Origin of the sequence: Vibrio sp. 10N.286.51.B11 (assembly GCF_041469245.1) — a bacterium.
In the GTDB taxonomy this organism is placed as follows: Bacteria; Pseudomonadota; Gammaproteobacteria; order Enterobacterales; family Vibrionaceae; genus Vibrio; species Vibrio crassostreae_C.
Genome location: NZ_JBFRKI010000034.1, coordinates 45,526 through 61,290, shown reverse-complemented (window position 1 = coordinate 61,290; position 15,765 = coordinate 45,526). Strand labels below are relative to the sequence as shown.

The 15,765-nt window shown below is 41.0% G+C and carries 15 protein-coding genes; 1 reads left to right on the top strand and 14 read right to left on the bottom strand.

Annotated elements, in window-relative coordinates:
- Positions 1–2: 2 nt before the first annotated feature.
- The 14 genes from AB4154_RS16940 to AB4154_RS16875 form a co-directional block, all read right to left on the bottom strand.
- Positions 3–731 carry a hypothetical protein gene (locus AB4154_RS16940; RefSeq protein ID WP_017065353.1) on the bottom strand — a complete coding sequence of 243 codons (729 nt, stop codon included), beginning with the start codon at positions 729–731 and terminating at the stop codon, positions 3–5.
- Positions 724–1,611: a type II secretion system F family protein gene (locus AB4154_RS16935; RefSeq protein ID WP_372123636.1), complete on the bottom strand. Its 888-nt coding sequence runs from the start codon at positions 1,609–1,611 to the stop codon at positions 724–726. The genes AB4154_RS16940 and AB4154_RS16935 overlap by 8 nt, the downstream gene beginning before the upstream one ends.
- Positions 1,611–2,537, bottom strand: coding sequence for a type II secretion system F family protein (locus AB4154_RS16930; protein ID WP_017065351.1), 927 nt, complete (start codon positions 2,535–2,537; stop codon positions 1,611–1,613). The genes AB4154_RS16935 and AB4154_RS16930 overlap by 1 nt, the downstream gene beginning before the upstream one ends.
- Positions 2,534–3,814 carry a CpaF family protein gene (locus tag AB4154_RS16925; protein ID WP_017065350.1) on the bottom strand — a complete coding sequence of 427 codons (1,281 nt, stop codon included), beginning with the start codon at positions 3,812–3,814 and terminating at the stop codon, positions 2,534–2,536. The genes AB4154_RS16930 and AB4154_RS16925 overlap by 4 nt, the downstream gene beginning before the upstream one ends.
- On the bottom strand, positions 3,814–5,049 hold the full coding sequence (locus AB4154_RS16920; RefSeq protein WP_017065756.1) for an AAA family ATPase: 1,236 nt from the start codon (positions 5,047–5,049) through the stop codon (positions 3,814–3,816). Before AB4154_RS16920 ends, AB4154_RS16925 begins: the two co-directional genes overlap by 1 nt.
- Before the next feature lie 11 nt (positions 5,050–5,060).
- Positions 5,061–5,567 (bottom strand): hypothetical protein, encoded by a 507-nt coding sequence (locus tag AB4154_RS16915; protein ID WP_017065348.1) that lies wholly within the window; start codon positions 5,565–5,567, stop codon positions 5,061–5,063.
- The gene (locus AB4154_RS16910; RefSeq protein WP_136974642.1) at positions 5,564–6,862 is read right to left on the bottom strand and encodes a type II and III secretion system protein family protein; all 1,299 of its coding nucleotides are present in this window, start codon (positions 6,860–6,862) and stop codon (positions 5,564–5,566) included. Before AB4154_RS16910 ends, AB4154_RS16915 begins: the two co-directional genes overlap by 4 nt.
- A gap of 46 nt (positions 6,863–6,908) precedes the next feature.
- On the bottom strand, positions 6,909–7,700 hold the full coding sequence (gene cpaB, locus AB4154_RS16905) for a Flp pilus assembly protein CpaB (RefSeq protein ID WP_136974643.1): 792 nt from the start codon (positions 7,698–7,700) through the stop codon (positions 6,909–6,911).
- A 10-nt stretch (positions 7,701–7,710) separates the two neighbouring features.
- Complete coding sequence (locus AB4154_RS16900; RefSeq protein WP_136974644.1) at positions 7,711–8,148, bottom strand: prepilin peptidase; 438 nt, start codon at positions 8,146–8,148, stop codon at positions 7,711–7,713.
- A gap of 3 nt (positions 8,149–8,151) precedes the next feature.
- Positions 8,152–8,355, bottom strand: coding sequence for a Flp family type IVb pilin (locus tag AB4154_RS16895; protein WP_136974645.1), 204 nt, complete (start codon positions 8,353–8,355; stop codon positions 8,152–8,154).
- 442 nt (positions 8,356–8,797) lie between these two features.
- The gene (locus tag AB4154_RS16890; RefSeq protein ID WP_136974646.1) at positions 8,798–9,739 is read right to left on the bottom strand and encodes a class I SAM-dependent methyltransferase; all 942 of its coding nucleotides are present in this window, start codon (positions 9,737–9,739) and stop codon (positions 8,798–8,800) included.
- Positions 9,740–9,747: 8 nt separating this feature from the next.
- The gene (locus AB4154_RS16885) at positions 9,748–10,446 is read right to left on the bottom strand and encodes a TIGR01621 family pseudouridine synthase (protein ID WP_372123634.1); all 699 of its coding nucleotides are present in this window, start codon (positions 10,444–10,446) and stop codon (positions 9,748–9,750) included.
- A 177-nt stretch (positions 10,447–10,623) separates the two neighbouring features.
- Positions 10,624–12,240, bottom strand: a complete 1,617-nt coding sequence (locus tag AB4154_RS16880; RefSeq protein WP_372123632.1) for a methyl-accepting chemotaxis protein — start codon at positions 12,238–12,240, stop codon at positions 10,624–10,626.
- 166 nt (positions 12,241–12,406) lie between these two features.
- On the bottom strand, positions 12,407–13,840 hold the full coding sequence (locus tag AB4154_RS16875) for a sodium-dependent transporter (protein ID WP_050543975.1): 1,434 nt from the start codon (positions 13,838–13,840) through the stop codon (positions 12,407–12,409).
- Positions 13,841–14,206: 366 nt separating this feature from the next.
- Here AB4154_RS16875 and cls point away from each other — a divergent pair, with 366 nt between their 5' ends.
- On the top strand, positions 14,207–15,661 hold the full coding sequence (cls, locus tag AB4154_RS16870; RefSeq protein WP_017065339.1) for a cardiolipin synthase: 1,455 nt from the start codon (positions 14,207–14,209) through the stop codon (positions 15,659–15,661).
- Positions 15,662–15,765: the final 104 nt, after the last annotated feature.

The following is a 15,765-nucleotide window of genomic DNA, read 5'->3' as shown; positions in this document are numbered from 1 at the left end:
ACCTATATTATGGGCGAGTTTACAGACTGGCTACTTTTGATATCATTTATGATCTGAAATGACTCTTTTTCTGAATAACGACTAGCTAGGATTTTTTTCGCTGAATCTATTTGATTAATTTTCACTAAAGAGAAGACAAGATTAGTCTCGATTTTCTCATTACTTGCCCCTTTAATATAGATAGGCAGAAGCAGAGAAGCTGCATGTTCAAAATCCCCCTCAAGCATAGAAACCATCGCTAAGTTATTCTTGATTTTCACATCATCAACAAAGTGCTCCCTAGATCGTTCAAAATAGTACTTCGACTTTTTTATATAACCTAAATACGCATAGGTTATGCCTAATTGATTCTCAATTTCAGGGTTGTTTTTATCTAATTCATTTGCCCTCAGAAGGCACAATTCAGCCTTTCTAATATTACCGATCTCAAACAATGCGTTGCACTCAACAACGATTGCTTTTACATTCGACTCTTTTTCTCTGACACGAGTTATCACAAATAAGCTAGATTCATAATCACCATTATTCGCGTATGCTTCTGCTAGCTTTATCCTAGTTGAATCACTTTCTTTAATTTTCAATTGACCTTTATAATAAGCTATTAATTTTGGATAGTTATTCGTTTCGATTAATATTGATTCTTTGGATTCGGACAATTTACTATCCAAACTACTGTTAGCACACCCAAAAACAAAATAAGATAAAATTATCACTATTACTATTTTATACATTGGCCATAACTCTCATTATCCCCGGAGCCGTAATCAGAATAACGATCGGCATCATAATAAAAAGGATTAGTGGAATAGACATTTTTGCTGCTAGTTTACCGATTTTCTCTTCGACTCCTAACATGTTAACTTCTCTTATATCTGAAGCGAGAGTCGTAAGCACATCAAAGATTGAAGACCCATACTTTAGGCTTTGTTTTAGAGTCATAATAAAGCTTCTTACCTCATGAGTGGGTATCCTATTATAAAATTCATCTAGCGCTATATCCAAAGTTACGATTTTAGTACGTTCATTGATTTTATTTAGTTGATAGGATAAATCCTTGTCAAACCCTTCCATCTCATGCGACAAATAACTCATAGCTGACTCCAAAGTCATTCCTGTTTGGATACAAATAGCCATCAGGTCCAGAAGGTATGGTAATTGATTCGATATTTTTCGTCTTAATGCTTTTTGCCTTACCGCTAAGTAACTGTCAGGTGCAATGACACACAAAACAAACCAAATGGCCAGCATTGCAATAATTTGGTTAAGTATAAATTCAAACCTAGATAGCAGTATGTAAATAATAACGCATCCCAAAAAGGCCACCACATACTTGGTTAGCATGTAATACTGCGAGATATTAGAATTATAAATCCCCGCGTCATCTAACTTTTTATCAATATCATCTTTTGACGATGTTAAAGTCGATGACAGGTTATCAAACAGATTATCTAAACCTTCTCCTTTCCTCACCTCGGCTTTAGGTTCATCGAAAAGTGAAAATTTATTAAGCATTCTTCGCCGACCTATCTCGGTGTATACCTTAAAAAATAGATAGGATAAACACGCGAATAGCAGAACAAGAAAGACAAAAATTAACGTTTGCGTTTGCATTACTTTTCTACACTTTTCATTAGGGACCAAACAATGAGCAAACCAATAAACTCACTAGCCAGAACATAATAAAGAATCGGCTTGCCTGCAGGGTCATTCATTACAAAGTCAAAATTTTGCGGGCTGATAAATTGCATGAAAAACATAAAGCCTATAGGTATAGCCGAAACAATTTTCGCAGACATTCGAGCTTCTGAAGTCATCGCCATCTTTTTCTTTTCAATAGATCTAGAATCAAACATTAAGCGATTCAACCTATTAATAACTTGTTTTAACTGTCCACCCCTCTGCATATTTGCTCTAAGAGTAATAACAAAAAAGTAAAAAGCAGGATAAGGGAAGCGTTGAATCGACTTTCTAAATACAGAGTCTACCGATTCTCCTACCTGTAAGCGCTCCCCCATTTTCTTAAATTCTTTCCCCACTTCACCTTCTAGGGTTTTACCTACGTAAATAATCGCATGAGTAATACTCTCTCCGGAGCTTACTGCACTTGCCAGCATACTCAAAGCATCGGGGAATGCTTCTTCAAAACGTCTTTGTTCGCGATTCTGCAACCATTGATAACCTATGAATAGACCAATAATAACCAATGAAAGTGTTACTATTTGACCATCCACTTTAATCATTTTCTGATTAAGTACACTGCTAAAAACAATAAGAAAACCTAAGTACCCTAATAGTTTTATCATGGCGTATTGACCAAGCTGACGAACTACATTATCAAACTTACTTTTGCATTTTTGAACCAAAGTTTGACTTGATAGAGCATTCAAATTTACAGCTTGCTGAGATTCGTCAATAGATTCTATATAGAGCGTTTTATTAGCTTCCATTAAATACTGGTGACGTTCTTTTTTTGTGGATGGCCAAAACGCTATAAGCATTACAGCTCCGCCAAATATCAAAGCTAACCAATAAATCACGCTGGCTCTCCAACCCTAAATGCACTATTAAGCTGCTCTTCTAAACCAAAAAATTTTGCCTTCTCGACCAGAACGGAACGTTGCATCATACCGGCGGTAACATACCGACCAGAGACCTTGCCTGATTCACTTTGAATCATCGGCTGAAATTTAAATATTTCCTCTAGCACTACATTCGAACCTTCAATACCAACCACTTCCGTAATGCTCATCACTTTCCGGCTACCGTCGTGGAGGCGGCTAATCTGTATGACAAGATCGACTGCGCTTACAATAGTTCTGCGTATTGCTTCCAATGGAAGGCTACTTGTAGCCATCATGATCATAGCCTCTACTCGAGCAATCGCGTCTCTAGGTGTATTCGCGTGTAAAGTAGACATGGAACCATCGTGGCCGGTATTCATAGCTTGAAGCATTTCAAATGCTTCTCCACCACGACACTCACCCATGATTATTCGGTCCGGCCTCATACGAAGTGAGTTAATAACGAGATCTCGTTGTGTAATTGCACCGGTACCTTCAATACCTGCTGTTCGAGTTTCCAATCGAACGACATGGGGTTGAAGAAGCCTCAGTTCAGCTGCATCTTCTATGGTAACAATCCGCTCCTTCTCAGAAATATATTGAGATAACGCGTTTAGCATCGTCGTCTTCCCCGAGCCTGTACCGCCTGAAATTAATATATTCAACCTACAACGAGAAGCAATCATAAGCACTTTCGCCATCTCAGGACTCATCGCCCCAAAATCCACTAACTGCCCTAGGTCTATACTCTGTTTTTTGAACTTACGGATAGAGACGGATGTACCATCAATCGCGATGGGAGGTGTAACAATATTAACGCGGCTACCATCCGGCAAGCGTGCATCGCAAGTCGGTGATGAATCATCGACACGGCGACCAATTCGACTAGCAATACGCTTTGCTATTTGTAGAAGTTGAGCCTCGTCAATAAAACTTACAGGTGCTTTTTCAACAATGCCGTTTCTTTCGATAAACACATTGTTGTAGCCATTAATCATGATGTCACTAATAGAGTCATCATCCATCAGCTTTTGCAGTGGGCCTAGACCGTGTAATTCATCAACCAGACTTCGAACATATTCATTCTTGACAACAGTCGCAACAGAAAAGCTGTGAGTTTCAATTAGCATTTCAACCGCGCTAGTCAACTGCTTGCTTAGAGCCTCCTTCGACAATGAATGGACAGCTTCAGCGTCTAGAGCTTCAAATATTTGGTTACGGATAGCTATGTAGTTAGATTTAGCTTGATCCATTATTTAAACCTCTTAAAGAGCTTTTTCAGCAGCGAGGCATCAGTATTACTAGCGTTCTCGCCTAGAAGCATTGACGTTAATCGATTTAAGCTTTGACTAATAGGAAGACCCAGTTGATAAATATGTTTACCTTCTAAAACCATCTTGCCAACTTGAATCTCGTTAGGACAAACCACATCAACATTTCGACCTAAGAACTGTTTGATTTCATCTAAGGAAATTGTTGCCGATTTTTCCACCATCGTATAATTAACAACAACGATACATCGAGCTCTTGAGTTTAGGTATTCCAATGAAGCTAATACACGCTTTGTTTCGCGGACACTTGATATAGTCGGTTCTAAAACCAATGTAATAATGTCATTATTTTCAGCGATATACTTTAGGTCAGTTTTAGTATTAGAAGAACGCGATAAATCCTCTAAAATAAAGTTATATTGCCCAGCCAATTGTTTGGACATAGCACGAGCATATTCTTTGAGCTCAAGTTCATTTAAGTCTTCTGACTCAACAGCTAAAACAGCTAGCATGCTATTAACTTTTTTAAGCATGCTACTAGCATAACTCACGTCTAAATCAGTAGTGAGCGCGCCTGGAGCGACAGACTTTTTCTGAAACTGCTTTTCACCAAGGAAAATATCAAGGTTTCCACCTCGGAAGTCATGATCCACAATAAGGCAGGTACTTTTCTTTTTCGCACTGAGTTCATAAGCTATTTCAGCCGTTAACATTGTGGCTCCTACACCACCCTTTGTTCCCCAAACCGCAACTTTTTTTGCAGTCCTGTCCTTACCTAAACCGCTATTCTTCTTTCTATTATTATCAACATTTCGAACAAAATCGATTAATTCAGTCTTAGAGATAGGCCAAAATACGTAATAAAATCCCATCTCTTTTAGGTTACGTATAGTCGAAATGGCATCTTCACTACCAACGACAATAACTGACGCACTATTCGGTAATAAATGACTGATTCGCTTCATATCTTCAGTGACGCTTTCAGTCACATTCAACTCTACGATAGCAATTTCGACATTAACTTCACGTACGTGTTGTTTGATGTTTTCATCTGAATTATTAAGCATTGACGGAGGAACAATTCCTTCAAAACGAAAAGCTTCTTCAACAAGATCAATACATTCTTGTGTTTGGTGGAACAATACAGACGTTATCTGTTCTTGCACCACGACTTTTTCTTCTACTTTTGTTTTTAAAATATCTACAAGATCAAACATGTCATCACCGTCTATCGCACACTATTTAGCATTTTTTCAGGGTTAACCATGGACTGCCATCTTGCATTATCAGCATAACATCCGGTTTCTCCATATCCAAAGCGACCTATCGATTCATAGGTACAAACCTTCGTTACAGTTTTGTATTGGGTGTAGCGTAATGTTAAATCAAATAGGCGTTCGTTAGGCGTATCAGTTCCTTCTAAGGAAATCAGCTTACTGTTGACTCCTTTACTTCTCATATACTCAGCCGCAAGGTCTGCTAGTTGCTTTCCTTGCTGTGTGCGCCAGACTAATTGGCTACCTTTCTCAATCAGTACATCAAGATTTTCATCAATAATTTCAAATACTTCTACTTTTGTTTGACCTGTTTTCTTTATGATAAACGAGTATGTATGTTCAACGGGTATGACTTCAATCGACTGACCGCGCCTTTCTTGGACCTTTTCCGCACATCCACTCGAAACGACAACAAGTACACCGACAAATAGAGCCTTTAAATGCATTTTAATAATCATTTTTGGAATCCTCCTGAAGCCAACACTTCCTGAGTCCAAATCGAGCTCGCTTGCTCATATTGATTTTCGATAACGAAAAAACGCTCCAAAGTTGTTGTCTTTCTCATCGTAGGCAGTTGTATTTGGTTAGGTTCGATTGGCTTCACTAAATTCACAGTTGCGACGATTACCAATTCTGTTTTACTTCGCTCAGTTCCCGTATTTCTAAATAAGGCCCCCAACACAGGGATTTCGCTTACGAATGGGACCTTGCTCAATGACTCTTTGTCTTCGGTACTCAGTAGGCCACCTAAAACGAAGCTTTTCCCATCACCAAGTTGTACTGTTGTTCTAGCTCGACGTGTTTTTAGTGCTGGCAGGTCGTACGTTTCATTACTGTATTGAGTGTCCAATGAACTGACTTCCGGCATTAGGGCCAACGTGATTTTATCGTCATCGTGAACTTTGGCTGCCAACTCTAAACGAATACCAAATTCTTTGTATTCAACATTGGTTGTGCCATCGACAACAGTAACAACGGGAAGCTCACCACCAACTAAAAAGCTCGCAGTTTCACCAGAAATAACCGAAAGGTTTGGTTCAGCTAGGATTTGACCTACCGTATCGTTACCAATCGCAGTGATTACAGAGACAATGTCAGAAGCACTAAAGCTCGTCAGCTTGTCGACAAAAACACCAACCCCGGCACCTTCACTTCCATAGCTCACACCAAATTCTTCAAGAAATGAATGTGATACCTCTGCAATTGACAGCTTCACATTTACTTGTTTTACCGTCGAAACTTCGATGTTGTTTACAACCCCTTCGAAATAGTTGCGTTTCATAAATAGTATTTCTTGAGTTTCGTCATCACCGAGGTCCCACTCTAGCTTGTACTCTTCTTTTGATTTTTCCAAAAGAGTACCAACTAACTCATTAATTTTGTCGCGCTCGTTTTCGGTTGCAACAACTCCGGATAAAACAACTTGTTCCCCAATATTTGCTGCGATGACTTGCGCATTTGGGTGCAATATTTGTATTTGTTGTTGAATATGGTCGAGACTCGGGTTAACCCAGATCTTCCGAGAAGCCAATGTTTTACCCTCTTCACCATAAATAGCTAACGATGCTCGCCCAAGTTTTTTTCCGAAGACAACCACTTTACGTTCATCTATTACTTGATAATCCGCAATTTCAGGGTCAGAAATAAAAACTGATTGGATATCAGCTAGAACCGTAATAGTTTGCATCCCACCTTTAGATAAATTTGTGATGGATTGAGCAAATCCTGAGCATGATAGAGTGCTGGCAAACATACAAAGTAGCCATTTAAAAAATGTTAAACGCATAGTAACCTAAGCTTTAATTTACAACGATTTGATTTGCTCTAAACTCAACGATCGATTTAAAGCCCGGTAAAACATCCCCTGCATCTGCCTGCAAGTCTGATTTTTGGTATTCACCAATCGATTTATGAACTTCCAATGACGAAATATGTTTGGCAATTGTTAATTTGGCGACTTGGTTGCGAGTAAGTTCAACAATCAATCGGATTTCAGTCGATTCAGGTAAGGTTCTGCTTGCTTCAATAAGCTGCTTATTGACTTGAAGGACTTTAACTCCCATAACTATAGGAGTCACAGACACCGAGTTCTTACGGTTACTTGATGTTTCCACTAATAAAGTATCTGGCGTCGAAATAGAGAGTATATCGACCAAAGTGCCTTGCGTTATGATTCCACCAACTACTGATTCGGCTTCCGTTTTAATTGCATATGGAACGCGATTTGGTGCAATAACCAACTCTACGTAACCATCTTGCTCAGGATTAATTATTAGTTCAGGGAATACCACTGAATTTTCGATAATATTTTGTCGATAAACAGAGCCTGGAACAAAGTCTAAATCAATGTCGCTTACGACACCTTTTGTGTTTGCTTCGTTTTCAGGAATACGTTGTAGCTTTAGTTGGCTACGCTCAACATGTTGACCTTTTGTTACATTTTCTAAAAGTGTCCATACCTGGACCGTCACTTCTTCTTTTTCTTTGATCGTTGTCGACTCATGATCTTGTTTCGATAAGCTACCAGCCAAACCATATAAGCCAAATAATATAGCGATGACTGCCATACCAAGAATGATGTTTTTTTTCACTTTGTTGACCTTATAACGAGGCTAGCACACCTAAATAACTGCCAATACAAATAGGAACGCCATAAGGAACTCCTCTTTGCTTTGCTTCTTCTATATTGGTTAATCGCCCATATACGTAATACACCACTGATAATAAGCCACCGATACATACTATTAAGAACAATATCGGCCATAAATAATCAGGTCTGATGGCGAATGAGTAAACTGCTAATAACTTTGTATCACCAGCACCAAGGATAGACAATTGGTTGAGAACCACACCAATAACAACAATGCTTAAAGCGTAAAGTAATGAGATGGATTCCCCATACAACAAAAAAAAAGGGAAGACCACTATCAATACAAGAATACATTCCAGGTTGGAAATCGTTCTATTTTTAACGTCTTTATACATTATAATTAGAGAAATGGTGGCTAAGATAACTAGCCACCCGTATTCTAAGATCATAATTTAAGAAATTGCTGTACCACCTAAAGCAGTAATAACATCGTTAAAAATTGACTTTAGTTGAGCGCCAACAGGGGTCATAGCAGCACCAATAACAACCGCGGTAGCAGCCGCAATTAGACCATATTCAATAGCTGTCACACCTTGTTCGTTATTTTTGTAGTTTTCTAGCGCGATTTTGGTGTTAACGAATAGTTTTGTAAGCATAGTTAATTTTCCATGTAGTTTGATTGTTTTCATACGGAATTTCACCCCGTAAATAAAGTTAACAAGATATTACTCATTTATATGATTACAGACAAATTATTAACAGTTTATAATTGTCGAAAAATAAGTATTTAAAATGAACCAACATCAAACAAAACCATTAAATTAATAACACTTAAATCAATAGGGGTTAATTTGTAATCAGGGAAAGTTTAAAATGCGCACAATAAGTTATCAAGCACACATAAACCAGGCGTATATGACTAAGGTTTGACCAAGTTTTAATTGTTACAAACATGAGGCATCCATCACAAAAAAACAACACGTGAGCTCTAAAATAAAATCAAGTAGGGTGATAACTCTAAACTTTTGCTTCGAAGAAAAATAAGCCCCACCCTAAATTTAGGGTGGGGCTTATTTTTCACTATCGAATCAAGATATATCAATTAAGTTTTTGAAATCTAAGAACCTTTAGGCTTGAATCAAGGTCGACATCGACAAACTCAGGCGGGTTGTCCAGACGCTCAATGAACTCAACGCTTGGTGCTTCTTCTGCCATCGTCTCAATCAGGAAGTTTGGTGAGACTGCTGGTGAGTTCACACACGCAATCACTTCACCGCCTTCCGTTAGAAGCTCCGGCAAACGGCGTAAGATCTTTTTGTAATCTTTAGTTAAAGCAAAGCTGCCTTTTTGGAACGAAGGCGGATCGATGATAACGAGCTCGTAAGGGCCGCCCTTCTTGATTTTTCCCCACGACTTAAAAATATCGTAGCCAAGGAAGTTAACCGAGCGCATATCGTGTTCATTCAGACGGTGGTTATCGCGGCCTTTGTTTAGCGAGCCACGTGACATGTCCACGTTCATGCATTGACGAGCGCCACCAGCGATAGCCGCAACAGAGAAACCACAAGTGTATGCGAACAGGTTAAGAACGTTCTTATCCTTGGCATTATCTTGTACCCACTGACGGCCATTACGCATGTCTAGGAACAAACCGAAGTTCTGATTACGGCCAATGTCTAATTGGTACTTAAGACCGTGCTCAACCACAACCGGAGAGTCATTCAACTCGCCCCATAGAACCTCTGAAGGCGCGCCATCGGCATAACGGTGTTGCAGAACAATGCTTGTGCCCTGCTTTGATTGCCAGATATCTTTGTTGGTGAGTTCAACCAATCCGACTTTAAGAGATGACAAGAATTCATCGTCTACTTCTTTAAACACGTTAACCAGTAGTTGTCCATCAACCCAGTCACATGTCAGTTGCTCTAGACCAGGCCAAAACTTACCGCGCCCGTGGAAAATACGGCGTAGCTCGTTTGGTACTTCATTAAGTTGCTGTTCAATATGACTAAAAAACAGAGGTAAAGCTGATGCTTCCATTATTTCACTCACTTAGTGTTTAGCTTTGGCCAAGTTAATGACCAAGGTTCAAGCCTACTGTCCAAACCGTTCGACACGGTTTCCTGATGCCACTTCTCACCCAAGGAGTTTAGGCTTCTTGGATCGCAGACATATTCGTAGGCTTGTGATTGATAGATAAATCGAATCGCGAAAGCATGCAGATAACCTCTGTCAGCCTCACTCGATGGATTATAAATAGGGTCACCAACAATGGCTGAGCCAATCGACTTCATCGCGACACGGATCTGGTGAGTTCGCCCCGTATAGGGTTTACATAAAAGCAAACGCTCACCGGGTTCAGCCGTTGCTGATAAAAATTGAGTAATCGCAGGGCTCTCTTTGGATGTCAGAAGTTTCCAACTTGAGCGTCGTGAACGCTCCATGTCTCCTGAGATCAAACCTTGCTTTTTCTTTGGCTTCTTAGAACCGATCGCAAGGTAGTATTTCTCTACTTCACGCTTTGCAAATAGCTGTGAAAGCTCGCTCGCCGCCGACGCATTTTTTGCCAGCAGCAGAATGCCCGAAGTCATTTTATCTAGTCGATGAACGAGATACAGCTTAGGCTCATTAATTGCCTTAGCAACTTCTTGAAGCAACATGGTATCGCCATCGTCTTTGTGGACGCTGACTCCAGGGTGCTTATTGATAAGTAAAAAATCAGAGTGGTTCAGAAGAATATCGAACATTAAAGGCTAGCTCCATTGTAGAACGTGGAGTATACCTCGTCTGAACCCAGATTCCAGCTACGAAAAAGCCCAACTCACTCAATAAATATTGAATCGTTGGGCTTCTTTTCAGCAACTAGCGATCAGTGCGTGGTCTTTACTCGATTACCAATAGGTAAATAGAACCAAGCTACCGCTTTACCCCAGTTTAAACTTACCAACTAATGCTTCTAGCTCAGCAACCTTAGCGTTCAAGCCTGATGTATTTTCGGAGCTACGAGTTGCTAGCTGCAGAGATTGCTCAGAGATATCGCTAATCGCGGTAATGTCCGCTGCAATTTCTTTGGTCACAGCCGTCTGTTCTTCTGCCGCAGTCGCAATAGAGTTAACCATGCTTTGTACATTGCCCGCACCGCTCACAATCGCTTCTAGAGCCGAAACAGCACCTGAGCTTTGCTCAACACCAATCTCAACTAAACGACAGTTATCTTGAGTGTAAGTCACCGCTTCTTGAGTGCCCGATTGAATCGATTGAATGATGCCCGAGACTTCTCGTGTCGCTTTGGTTGTTCTTTCTGCTAGCGCTCGCACTTCATCGGCTACCACAGCAAAACCACGACCAAACTCGCCTGCACGTGCCGCTTCAATTGCAGCGTTAAGAGCTAACAGGTTAGTTTGCTCAGCAATGTCTTCGATTACCTTGATAACGCTACCAATCTGCTCACCGTGAGAACCTAGAGTATTCATTTGCAACGACATATCGCTCATTTGAGTCGACACTTGTTGAATACTCGCCACCATCTCAACAATCACGTTGCGGCCATCTTCTGCAGAGGTTTCTGAGCGACGTGCTTCTTCATAAGTTGAAGTACCTTGCTGCGCCACTTCAGAAATGGTCAAGCTTAGCTCTTCAGCAGCCGTTGCAATCAAGTTAGCTTTGTCTGCTTGAGCTGATGCACCAGTAACGATGTCTTGGCTAATAGAAGAGAGCTCCCCTGTCACCGATTGGACTTGGTGAGTCACAGACGAGATTGAACCTAATAGGTCTACTAGTGATTTCTGCATCTGGTTAATCGACTTAGCCAGTTCAGCCAATTCATCACCAGAATCATCAATAATGTCGCCTGCCGTTAGGTCACCATTTGCTACACGTCGTGCTACTTGTTCTACACGAGTAAGACGATTGGTAATAGAGCTAGACAATAGATACGCAATCACACAACCAAAGACAATCGCAATAGCAGACAACACCATGATGGTGCGCTCGATGGTAGTAAACGTGTCGGTTAGTGTCAGTAGTGACTGTTCTGTATCTGCGCGCTCACTTGCTGACGCTTGATCCAGTAAGTTCTCAATAGGGATAAGATTGCTCTCATACAAAGATCGTAGCTGTTGAATATTGGCTAGTAGCGCAGCTTCATCATTGATCTTCGGCACAAGCTTTGATTCAAACTCTTGAGTGAAACGCCCCATCAAGTCTTCAATTCGCTGAATACGGCGGTGGTCTTCCGAACCTCTACTCTCCAAACGCTTAGCCTGCTCGATAGCTTGAGCAAATTCGTTCTTATTGGTTCGATAATCGTTCAGCGCGTTATCAACCTGAATGATCGCACCCAGCGCATCTCGGTAGACATCTCCAGCTTCATCTATCAGAACAAGATAGGTAACAGTGCCCGGTACATCGTCCATTCTGATCTCATCAGCACTTCTATGAGCGCCAATAACTTCTATCCATACAATACTGACTAACGTGACAAGCACCGCCAATATAGAGCCAAAACCGGCATACAGTTTCTTTCTCACTGACAATTTCACACAACACCTACCTAAATCAAAATATAGCTCTAACAGCTATTCGTTCCATTTATATCGGCTATCAGACGGATACCTTTAATGATTATTTTTCTTAGATAATTAAGTTCCAGACATAAAAAAACGGGAGCTAATGAGCTCCCGTTTATTAAATTACTTTATCTTGCGATTAGAACTTCTTAGAAATCAGCGCAAAACCAGCAATGATACCAATACCTAGTAGCATGATTGCACCTTTACCGCTATCGAAGCCAGAAGAGATACCCATGAACGCAACGATTGCGATAGCTACAGGGATGATGTACTTAACTAGTGTGTACCATAGACCAAATAGTGGGAAAGAGACTTCACCGTCGTTAGTGATTTCTTTCTCTAGGTCTGCACGGTTTAGTCTCCAACCAGCGAAGATACATACCAACATACCGCCAACCGCTAGGAAAATCTTATCCGTTAGTAGGTCGAAAATGTCGAACGCGCCAGTATCAAACAGTGTTGGACCGAAGCCGCCAAGTGATAGAGAAGCGAAGATACATAGAATCGCCATTACAACACTTGCAGACAGTACCGCTGTTACACGCTTCATGCCTTTCTCATCGATTAGGTAAGAAACCACAACTTCAAGTAGAGATACTGAAGATGTTAGTGCCGCAACACTCAAACCAACGAAGAACATAAGAGCAAATAGAAGACCGATTACGCCGCCCATTTCAGCGAATAGCTGAGGAACAACAACGAATACTAAACCAGGGCCCGCTGCAGGTTCCATACCGAACGCGAACATTGCAGGGAACATTGCAACACCAGCTAGAATAGCAACACCAGTATCCATTGCGGTTACCATTGCTGTTGTCTGAACTAGGTTCTCTTTCTTCTTAAGGTAAGAACCGTATGTCATCATACAACCCATACCAAGACTTAGAGAGAAGAATGCTTGACCTAGAGCGGCTAGGATTACATTGCTGTCTACTTTAGAGAAGTCAGGACTGAATAGGAACTCAAGACCAGCCATCGCGCCCGGAAGCATAATGCCTTTGATTGATACTACAATAAGGATAATGAAAAGAAGCGGCATCAGGATCTTACCTGCTTTCTCAATACCACCAGAGATACCTTTCATAACGATAACAACGTTAAGTAGTAGGTATAAGCCCATCCACATTAGTGGTTGAACTGGGTTTGAGATAAAGCCACCAAAGCTATCACCAATTGCTTCTGGTGCGTCTAGAAGACCACCTGCAATTTTACCGATGTATGCGATTGACCAACCGCCTACTACTGGGTAGAAACCCATGATAAGTAGACCACTGAATACGCCGATAACACCAGCGAACGTCCAACGACGGTCAGTTGTTTTAAATGCACCTACTGCTGATTTTTGCGTATGACGGCCAATCGCAAATTCAGTCAGCATGACACTGAAACCAATAAAAATTACAAAAAACAGGTAAATGGCAACGAATGCACCACCGCCACTTTCGCCTGCTGTGTATGGGAATTTCCAAATGTTACCTAAGCCAACAGCAGAACCTGCTGCAGCCATTACGAATCCTAACTTCGAACCCCAGGTATCGCGGGGTGTTGTGGTTGTATTACTAGTAGCCACGTGTACTCCAAACTTTTGTGTTATGTGATGTTGTGTTTTGCTTTGGGTGGCGTCTTTAAAAGGAAGGTGTATAAATAAATTTACACACCTAAAAGATTTGATTGACGCTCGTTGTCTAGCAAGTAAACCAGTTTAAGAATAAAATTGGAAGTGCATACCGTACAAATTTCGTTAAAGATGTAAATTTTTATGGTTAAATGCCGACTTTTCATACAAAACAATCGTTTTCTTCTTAAGTTGACCAAAACTTAACAACTTTAACCTATTTACATCTTTTGCTCTATTTTGTAAATAGTTGATTCCTTAAATTCCCATATCCGTTAAATAGCATTACTATCTAAGTGTCTCTTTTTTCGAGTATTCAATGTGGATAAGCTTTATCATTTTTTAACTTTGGCCTCTGTTGTTTTGTACTGGGTTCTCGTAGCCGGTGTGACGTTTCGTGTTGTACTAAAACGACGCTCTGTCAGCGTTTCTCTTGCTTGGCTAATGGTTATCTACATTATCCCGATTGTTGGTGTAGCTTGTTACTTCCTTTTTGGTGAGCTAAACCTAGGCAGAAAAAGGGCTGAACGCGCTCATCGTATGTTTACCCCTTTCGGCGACTGGTTCCGTCAATTGAATGATTGCCAACTTCACCAACCAGGGAAAGTCGGCTCCCCTATCCATAAGATTGACGAGCTTTGTAACAATCGAATGGGCATCCCTGCACTCAGTGGAAACACTCTATCGCTGCAATCTTCACCAAACGAGATCCTACACGCAATTATCGAAGATATAGAAAATGCACAAACCAGTATCAAGATGGTTTTCTATATTTGGCATCCAGGTGGCCTGACCGATTCGGTTGCCTCTGCGCTGATTCGCGCTGCAAAACGTGGCGTAGATGTTAAAGTTTTGCTCGATTCAGCCGGTAGCCCTCGCTTTTTCAAAAGCCACTGGCAGTCAATGATGAAGGACGCAGGCGTTCAAGTCGTACAAGCACTAGAAGTGAGCCCATGGCGTATTTTTTTACGTCGCCTAGATTTAAGACAACACCGCAAAATCATTGTGATTGACGAGACTATCGCCTATACGGGTTCAATGAACATGGTCGATCCTGCTCACTTCAAACAAAGTTCCGGCGTTGGTCAGTGGATTGATGTAATGGTCAGAGTGACTGGGCCAACCGTTAATGTGTTATCCGCTATTCATGGCTGGGATTGGGAAGTTGAGACTGGTGAACGCATTCTCCCTGATATACCTGAATGCCCAGTTGAAGAAATCATGACACATCATCCGGTTCAAGTAGTGCCGTCTGGCCCTGGCATGCCGGAATATTTGATCTTACAAGTACTGACCATCGCCATCAATCAAGCGAATCATTCTGTACGTATTACTACACCTTATTTTGTGCCAAGTGCTGACTTACTCGAAACACTTAAGATGACAGCTCAACGCGGCGTAACTGTAGAACTGATCATTCCACACAATAACGATTCACTAATGGTTAAATGGGCTTCTCGTGCGTTTTATACCGAGTTGCTTGAAGCTGGCGTGAAGATCTATGAATTTTACGGTGGCCTTCTTCATACCAAATCGGTAGTGATCGATGAAGAGTTTTGCTTGATCGGAACCGTCAATATCGACATGCGCAGTTTGTGGCTCAACTTTGAAGTGACTCTGGCTGTGGATGATGTGCATTTCACGCAAAAACTGTCTGAGCTGCAGAAATCTTATATCGCTTCATCCCACTCTGTAGAGTTAGAACAGTGGGAGCAAAGAAACCTTAGTAATCGCTTCTTTGAGAGGCTGTTCTACTTGTTCAACCCACTCCTATAATTCCAGCAATGAGTCGATTATGGCTCGTTGTTTCCCCATCGATCATTTTTAACCTTTCACTGTTAACTGAGTGAAAGGTTAAAAATCGTAAGAAAAGCGCAAAA

Coding starts and splice junctions, on each gene's coding strand:
- AB4154_RS16915 (WP_017065348.1), bottom strand. CDS start 5,567: ATGATTATTAAAATGCATTTAAAGGCTCTATTTGTCGGTGTACTTGTT.
- AB4154_RS16925 (WP_017065350.1), bottom strand. CDS start 3,814: ATGGATCAAGCTAAATCTAACTACATAGCTATCCGTAACCAAATATTT.
- AB4154_RS16935 (WP_372123636.1), bottom strand. CDS start 1,611: ATGCAAACGCAAACGTTAATTTTTGTCTTTCTTGTTCTGCTATTCGCG.
- AB4154_RS16890 (WP_136974646.1), bottom strand. CDS start 9,739: ATGGAAGCATCAGCTTTACCTCTGTTTTTTAGTCATATTGAACAGCAA.
- AB4154_RS16895 (WP_136974645.1), bottom strand. CDS start 8,355: ATGCTTACAAAACTATTCGTTAACACCAAAATCGCGCTAGAAAACTAC.
- AB4154_RS16920 (WP_017065756.1), bottom strand. CDS start 5,049: ATGTTTGATCTTGTAGATATTTTAAAAACAAAAGTAGAAGAAAAAGTC.
- AB4154_RS16885 (WP_372123634.1), bottom strand. CDS start 10,446: ATGTTCGATATTCTTCTGAACCACTCTGATTTTTTACTTATCAATAAG.
- AB4154_RS16910 (WP_136974642.1), bottom strand. CDS start 6,862: ATGTTTGCCAGCACTCTATCATGCTCAGGATTTGCTCAATCCATCACA.
- AB4154_RS16940 (WP_017065353.1), bottom strand. CDS start 731: ATGTATAAAATAGTAATAGTGATAATTTTATCTTATTTTGTTTTTGGG.
- AB4154_RS16900 (WP_136974644.1), bottom strand. CDS start 8,148: ATGATCTTAGAATACGGGTGGCTAGTTATCTTAGCCACCATTTCTCTA.